Source organism: Enorma phocaeensis (assembly GCF_900186505.1).
In the GTDB taxonomy this organism is placed as follows: Bacteria; Actinomycetota; Coriobacteriia; order Coriobacteriales; family Coriobacteriaceae; genus Enorma; species Enorma phocaeensis.
On record NZ_LT891966.1, the window covers coordinates 1 to 1,912 of the forward strand.

At 51.8% G+C, this 1,912-nt stretch carries 2 protein-coding genes; both read left to right on the plus strand.

The features are described 5' to 3' along the window. Positions 1-150: 150 nt before the first annotated feature. Positions 151-357, plus strand: coding sequence for a DNA cytosine methyltransferase (locus C1717_RS00055; RefSeq protein ID WP_275425384.1), 207 nt, complete (start codon positions 151-153; stop codon positions 355-357). A 119-nt stretch (positions 358-476) separates the two neighbouring features. Beyond that, entirely contained in the window at positions 477-1,853 is a 1,377-nt protein-coding gene (locus C1717_RS00060; protein ID WP_077071426.1) for a radical SAM protein, read from the plus strand. The last annotated feature ends 59 nt before the right edge of the window (positions 1,854-1,912 follow it).

Consider the following 1,912-nt stretch of genomic DNA (forward strand, 5'->3'; position numbering starts at 1 on the left):
GCAGGGGCATAAGGCCGTCCGCGGGCGCCCGATCGGCAGTCCCTCGGGACATATGTCAATCGTAGTCCGACCGTCTAAGCGGATGGCTTAAGCGATTGGGCTAACTACTTCTCAAACTGTAATGGGTCTGCCTCACGCTCCAAACATATCGTGCAAGCGGGGGATGGCAGGTATCGGAGACTCGTGCCAGACGAGCTCGACCAGCTACAGGGGTTCCCGAAGGGCTGGACGGATACCGGTATGTCCGACATCCAACGCGCCTTCTGCATGGGTAACGCGTTGATCGTCGGTATCCCGCATCGCATCGGTGAGGTCATCGCACGGAGGCTGGGGGTAGGGGACACGTTCGTCCTCTAGCCTTATTTGGAACAGCCGCTCCAAAGAGGCACTCGTCCGTCCGAGATTGCTCTCAATTTGTGCAGATCGTATAAGATCAGATCCATATCGATTGTTCTGTTTCGATTTCGGGGTCTGGCATGCAGGTAATATACGATCGTCTGCGAAGGGAATGCGGGCTTGCCGTAGGCATTCTCGACGCCGACCTCGTCGATCATGGGACGCGGCATCCAAATCTTGCATTGTTGAAGATAAGCTCATTCTGCAAGATGCATGGCCATTCAGTAAGCCTGCTGCTTGATTATTCAGATATTGCTTCGTATGACGCAGTATTTCTATCCTGTGTCTTCTCATTTACCAAACTGGATGAAGACGTTTTGGATATGCCCAACGTATACTGCGGAGGAACGGGCATTTTTCCCGATGGAGGGGAAGACCTACCGAATGATGTAGAGCATGCATGCCCTGATTACTCCCTATATGACCCATATGTGGCGCGTGAACTCGCGCGCGGTAGGAGACGAAGTGCCCTTTCGGATTACATGGATTATTCCATCGGGTTCACGACTCGTGGGTGCTTTCGAAAATGCAGTTTCTGCGTGAATAAGAAATATAGCCATGTTTTTGTCCATGCTCCGGTTCAGGAGTTCCTTGATACGAGGCGTCCGTACATCTATCTCTGGGATGATAATTTCCTTGGATTCAAGGGATGGCGGAAAGTTTTGGAAGAGCTCAACGCCACGGGAAAGCCCTTTCAGTTCCGTCAGGGTCTCGACGTTCGGTTGATGACCGATGAAAAAGCATGCGTCCTGTCACGTTCGCGTTATCACGGGGACTTCATTTTCGCATTTGACCATCTGGAGGATCGCCCTCTTATTGAGCGGAAGCTTCGCATCTGGAGAGCCTGGACAGACCGGGGGACGAGGTTGTATGTCCTCAGCGGGTATGACTCGCAGGACGAACGCGATATCGAGTCGGTGTTTCAGCGCATCGCCGTCCTCATGAAATACGACTGCCTGCCGTACATCATGCGCTATGAGAGCTACAAATCGAGTAGATGGCGCGCGCTGTACGTCAACATAGCTCGCTGGTGCAATCAGCCTCAGTTCTTTAAGAAGAAGTCCTTTCGGGAGTTTTGCGAAGCGAATCAGGCATATCACAAGACCGAGGGTACATTTTGCTCCGCGTATAAGGCGATGACTGATTTTGAAAAAGAGTTTCCGGATATTGCGGAGCGTTATTTCGACTTGCGATTTGAAGAGGAAAGTATGCTGAAGCGATTCGGACGACCATTCTACACCAGACCATCGTCTGAGCTGTTGGATGAGCAACGCGATTGCTGGATGCGATTCGTGTCTGACGAGATGGACGATGTCGATGCGCTGTCCGCATATTTCAGCAAAAAACTCGATATCATGTGCGCCCGTTACCTTGATGAGGTTAATCCATCGGGGGGTGTTCCTATAGTTTTGTCAACTGATTTTGTTGGCAAAGATCACTGCTTTCGAGCATGCTGACGCCAGCCCTTGTCGGGCTGGCGTTTTTCTATGGCTCTGGCTAGCTAGGCCGAGTACGG